The 5,503-nt window shown below is 71.3% G+C and carries 5 protein-coding genes; 2 read left to right on the top strand and 3 right to left on the bottom strand.

Annotated elements, in window-relative coordinates; all coding sequences use genetic code 11:
* Positions 1–31: 31 nt before the first annotated feature.
* Both gad and FNX44_RS23245 read left to right on the top strand, forming a co-directional pair.
* On the top strand, positions 32–1,408 hold the full coding sequence (gene gad / locus FNX44_RS23250; RefSeq protein WP_143650776.1) for a glutamate decarboxylase: 1,377 nt from the start codon (positions 32–34) through the stop codon (positions 1,406–1,408).
* A 151-nt stretch (positions 1,409–1,559) separates the two neighbouring features.
* Complete coding sequence (locus tag FNX44_RS23245) at positions 1,560–2,309, top strand: glucose 1-dehydrogenase (protein ID WP_143650774.1); 750 nt, start codon at positions 1,560–1,562, stop codon at positions 2,307–2,309.
* 55 nt (positions 2,310–2,364) lie between these two features.
* Here FNX44_RS23245 and FNX44_RS23240 read toward each other — a convergent pair whose 3' ends face one another.
* The 3 genes from FNX44_RS23240 to FNX44_RS23230 form a co-directional block, all read right to left on the bottom strand.
* Entirely contained in the window at positions 2,365–2,916 is a 552-nt protein-coding gene (locus FNX44_RS23240) for a hypothetical protein (RefSeq protein ID WP_153507650.1), read from the bottom strand.
* A gap of 750 nt (positions 2,917–3,666) precedes the next feature.
* A complete protein-coding gene (locus FNX44_RS23235; RefSeq protein ID WP_143650773.1) occupies positions 3,667–4,911 on the bottom strand; it encodes a transcriptional regulator in 1,245 nt (414 codons plus the stop codon).
* A 69-nt stretch (positions 4,912–4,980) separates the two neighbouring features.
* On the bottom strand, positions 4,981–5,503 hold a 523-nt coding region (locus tag FNX44_RS23230; RefSeq protein ID WP_143650771.1), incomplete at its 5' end, for a class I SAM-dependent methyltransferase.

Genomic DNA, 5,503 nt, shown 5'->3' with positions numbered 1-5,503 from the left:
GGAGGGTCGGGGACGCCGAAAGGGGCGCGACATGGCAGTGCACCGCGTGGACGGCCGGCGTGACGAGACGCTGGCCGACGTCTACGGCCAGGCCGTCAGCCGCCGCCCCCTGCCCAAGTACCGCGTTCCCGACGACCTCTCCGACCCGCGGGCGGTGTACGCCCTCGTCCACGACGAGCTCGCTCTCGACGGCAACGCCTCCCAGAACCTCGCCACCTTCTGCACCACCTGGGCCGAGCCCGAGGTGCACAAGCTGATGGACGAGTGCCTGGGCAAGAACATGATCGACAAGGACGAGTACCCGCAGACGGCGGAGATCGAGTCCCGCTGCGTGCACCTGATCGCCGACCTCTGGCACGCGCCGGCCGGCGCCGACACGGCCGGCTGCTCCACCACCGGCTCCAGCGAGGCGGGCATGCTCGCCGGGCTCGCCCTCAAATGGCGCTGGCGGCAGCGCCGCCAGGCCGAGGGAAAGCCCGCGGACCGCCCCAACCTGGTCTGCGGCCCGGTCCAGGTGTGCTGGGAGAAGTTCGGGCGCTACTTCGACGTCGAACTCCGCCAGGTCCCCCTCGAACCCGACGCCACCGGGCTGCGGCCGCACCAGCTCCGCGCCCACGTCGACGAGAACACCATCGGCGTCGTCGCCATCCTCGGCGTCACCTACACCTGCGACTACGAGCCGATCGCCGACCTCGCCGCCGAACTCGACGCGATCCACGCCGACACCGGCCTCGACGTGCCGCTGCACGTGGACGCCGCCAGCGGCGGCTTCGTCGCCCCCTTCCTCCAGCCCGACCTCGTCTGGGACTTCCGCATCCCCCGCGTCGCGTCGATCAACGCCTCCGGCCACAAGTACGGCATGGCGCCCCTCGGCGTCGGCTGGGTGGTCTGGCGGACCGCCGAACTCCTCCCCGAGGAACTGGTGTTCCGCGTCAGCTACCTCGGCGGTGACATGCCCACCTTCGCGCTCAACTTCACCCGCCCGGGCGGGGAGGTCGTCGCCCAGTACTACACCCTCCTGCGTCTGGGCCGCGCCGGCTACCGCGCGGTCCACGCCGCGTGCCGCGAAAGCGCCCGCGAACTCGGCCGCCAGGTCGCCGACATGGGCCCGTTCACCCTCCTCTACGACGGCGACCGCGCCCTGCCCGCCGTCTCCTGGACCCTCACCGACCCGCCGGGCGCGGGCTTCACGCTCTACGACGTCACCGACCGGCTGCGCCGACGCGGCTGGCAGGTCCCCGCCTACCCGCTGCCCCCGGACCGCGCCGAGACGGTGATCCAGCGCGTCCTCGTCCGACACGGCATCAGCTTCGACAAGATCATGCTCCTCGCCGACGACCTCCGCGCCGTCGTCGGGGAACTCACCCGTCCCGGCACGCCCGCGCCGCACTCGGCCTTCCACCACTGACCCGGGCCGCGGCCCGTCCGGCGGCCGCCGGGCCGGGCGCATCGGTCGCGAGCAGTCGGCACCCGCAGGACGATGAGAACAGGACGACAAGTCCTCGAGAACAGGACGACAAGTCCTCTTCACCGAGGCCTCTTCACCGAGGAGTAGCGCGATGGGACGGCTCACAGGGCGGACGGCCCTCATCACCGGAGGCGCCCGGGGCATCGGCGCGGCGATCGCGGACGTGCTCGCCGCCGAGGGCGCCTCCGTGGTCGTCGCGGACGTACTGACCGACGAAGGCCGCGCGAAGGCCCGGGATCTGGGCGAGGAAGCGGTCTTCTGCCCGCTCGACGTCACGAGCCCGGACGACTGGGCAGCGGCGTCCGGGGCGGCCGAGGAACGGTTCGGGCGGCCGGTGTCGGTCCTCGTGAACAACGCCGGCATCCTCGCCTTCGGCACGATCGAGGAGCAGGACCCCGAGGAGTTCCGCCGGGTCCTGGAGGTCAACCTGTACGGCGCGTGGCTGGGCATCCACACGCTGGCACCCGCGCTCCGGCGGGCCGGGGGCGGTGTGATCGTCAACGTCTCCTCGACGGCCGGACTGATGGGCTACGCCCAGATCGGGGCGTACGTGGCCAGCAAGTGGGGCCTGCGGGGACTGACCAAGTCCGCCGCGCTTGAGCTCGCCGCCGACGACATCCGCGTCTGCTCGGTCCACCCGGGCCCGATCAGGACCCCGATGACCGCCGAGATGGACGACTCGCTTGTCGCGGCCCAGCCCATCGCCCGCTTCGGCGACCCGGAGGAGGTCGCACGACTGGTGCTCTTCCTCGTCGCTGACGCGACCTACTCCACCGGCTGCGAGTTCGTCGTCGACGGCGGAGCCACCACGGGCAGCACCATCCTCGCCGAGGAGGAGTGAGCGGCGGCCGCGCGGACCGCCCGCCCCCACCTACCTCACTCCCGCGCAGGCCGGGTCAGGACTTGCGAATGGTCATGGTGTTGTCGTTCGAGGGATAGCCGTACTTGTACTGCTGGCAGTCCACAGACCTGGACCGGCTCACCACGGTCCACCCCGCCGGTACGTCGAACAGCCCGCAGATCTGCCTGGTGGCGCCCTTCGCGAGACCGGTCAGGTTCACCAGGTCGACCTGGTTGTGGTAGTCGCTGGTTCCGCGACTCCTGTTGCAGTCGGAGATCGACGTGTACCTGGTGACGCGGAATCCCGCGGGCTTCGGGCTGTAGGTACACGCCGCCACCGTGCGGCCGGGGGCCACGCCGCTGGTGTCCGCGATCCGCTTCATGTTGTACATGCCGCCGCCGAGCGGGCCGCACTGGGTGCTGTCCCAGTACCTGATCTCGATCCACCCGGCGGGCGTGCTCGTCCAGCCGCACACCTCCTTCGGCGCGGCGGCGCCGGCCGTACCGGCCGTCATCGTTCCCCCCAGCAGCGCCGCCGCCACCACAGCCGCCGCACGTCTACCCCAACTCATCCCCGTACCTCCGATACCGAACGTGGCAGTGCTCATGACCACCTGAAATCCTGTCACTTCCCACCTTCACTCGCCCACATAACAGTCAACTCCGACCCGCTTCGAACAGGCGGCGTGCTCGGCCGACGACTCACCGCGACTCCCGACCGTCCTCGGCGAACACCCGCCGAAACGCCTCGGCGGCCACCAACACCCCTACCGCGAACGCCAGATCAGGACTCGTGACCACCCACGTCTGCCCGATCGCGTCCTCATGCGGCCCCCCGTGTCCGACCGGCAACGCGCACGGCAACCGCGCCGCCACCAACGGCGGCGACTCCAACCACGACGGCCTCCGCCGCCCACACACCTCAACACCACCGCTCACCGCCCCGCCTCCCCCGCCTCGCGCGCCGGAACCGGCTCGTCGAACTCGCCCTCGCCGTACGGCACACAATGCGTACATGCTCGGTACGAACCCCCAGGCCCGGTGCCCTGCTCGACAAGCACCACAAGGCGCACGTCCGACTGAGCGGATCCGCACCGGGCGCAGCACCCAAGTCCGCCCCTCACCGCTGCTCCTCCTGGTCGTCGCGCCGGACGCACTCGGTGCGGTGGCAGGCCCACCCGCCCCGCACCTTGCGGGCGGCTTGGGCGGGCTGGCCGCAACGATCACAGCGGCGCAGTGCGCGGACAGGCTGATACTGCGGGTAAGTCGGCACGGCATGACCCTCACTTCGGTGATCGACTGGTCACCGACCGTAGAGGGTGTCCGGGCGAAGCAGGGGCACAGTTTGTGCCCGTCGCCTATGCGGCCAGCATGCCGAGATTCACGGCGAGTCGGGAGGCGCGCTGTCGTAGGGCTGGCGAGCGGGACTCGGTCTCCTCCAGCACGATCCGCCGCGCGTAGCCGTTGTACTTGATCGTCTCCGGCGCCGTTTCGTGCGCGCGTTCCAGTGTCGCCAGAGCGGTCTCAACGTGGCCCGCGAGTTGGTAGCCGCGTGCCTCCTCGATGCGGTGCCGGGCCCGACGCGGTCGGGAGGGGATCGTGGCAGCGTCCGCGCGGGCGGCCTGTCGGACCGACTCCCCGCCCGCGTGCAACTCCACCGCCAGCGTGACGGCGTGAGCCCCCATGATCGCCTGGGAGAAGCTGGTGATCGGGTGGTAGTAGCCGGGCGGGAGCGCCCGCGCCGCAACCTGTGCCCGATCCCACCATCCCCAGGCCGGACCCGCCTGCCCCCGCCTGGCGGCTGTGTAGCCCGCGGCGATCTCCAGCGCTCCCGCGATGGCCCGCACGTCCTCGCAGCCGTCCGACAGGTACGGAACGAGGAAGCGACGTGCCTCCTCGGTGATGTGGTCGGCCGCGTCGTAGTGCGCGCTGTCGCGGTGCGCCTCGATGGCCAGCCATGCCGCGACCCCGATGGCGTGCGGGTCCTCCGACTCCTGTGCCGCGACCATGCCGCGTTCCGCGACCCGCCACAACAACGCGCTGTCCGGCTGGTAGGCGAGGAAGAACTGGGCAAGGCCGTACACCTCGGAGAGCAGCGCCTGGGCGGCCCTACGGTCTGCCGCCCGGTCGACCTGCCGGACGGCGAGTTGCGCGTCCTGGACGAGGTCGGGAAGCAGCGCGCCGATCACGTCCCGATGGTTGGGGGAACCGTGCCGGGCCGACCACGCACGGGCCAGCCGCGCCCGCAGGTGGGGCAGAGACGGTGCCTCGCGGTCGGAGACGAGCGGGTAGGTGTCGATGGCCGACCGGACCGCGGCGAGGCGCTTGTGGCCGGGGCCGATGAACAGGACGCTGGACCCGTCAACGGAGCTGTCGCCGGTGAGTTCGGCGAGGTCACGTACGCGAAGCGTCTCGGCGATGCGCAGCAGCATGGGAAGCCTCGGCGCCTGGAGACGACCGGTCTCAACCGCTTTGAGCCAGCTCGGTGACTTCCCGAGCAGGCCCGCGAGGGTCGGACGACTCATACCGCGTCGGGTGCGCAGGATCTGGAGTCGCTGGCCGAAGGCGATCGGTTCCAACTCCGGGGTGGCGTCGGAGGACATGGCTCGCCCCTTCCTGTACGGGCTTGGTACCGACAGGGTAGGAGGGCGCGGTCCTCGTTGCGCGGTATCTCACGCGGCGGAACGGGCTGTGGTGATGTCGACGCGGAAGGCGCAGGTCACCGACGCGGCCGGGTCGAGGGGCAGGGCAAGATGGAAGTCCGCCTGCAACACCGCGAGTTCGTCCGCTGACAGCAACGCGGTGTCGTAGGTGCCGGCGAGGGCGGTCCAGACCTTCTCGACGGGGCCGCTGAGGTCGATCCTCACCTGCCGTGAGTCCGCGGGATGGAGTCCTGCCGAGCGCAGCACGGCCGCCAGGCCCTCGGGGTCCCGGGTGCGGCGGTCGCCGAGGGGTGGGAGGCGGCGGTCGGGGCCGAGCGCGCGATCGAGGAGTCGGTGGAAGACCTCCCACGCCTCCCCGCCGGCGGGCCCGCCGCCGACGGCGCACACCAGTCGGCCTCCAGGGGCCAGCACCCGGCTGACCTCCGCCACCACCTGCTCGGGATCGTCCATCAGCATCAGCGCCAGATGGGAGACGCAGGCGTCGAAGGAGCGGTCGGGGAAGGGGAGTTGTTGGCAGCGGGCCGCGGTGAGG

The organism is Streptomyces alkaliterrae (assembly GCF_007097205.2).
Taxonomy (GTDB): domain Bacteria; phylum Actinomycetota; class Actinomycetes; order Streptomycetales; family Streptomycetaceae; genus Streptomyces; species Streptomyces alkaliterrae.
The sequence above is the reverse complement of the archived record's forward strand: the minus strand, read 5'-3'. Positions and strand labels throughout refer to the sequence as shown.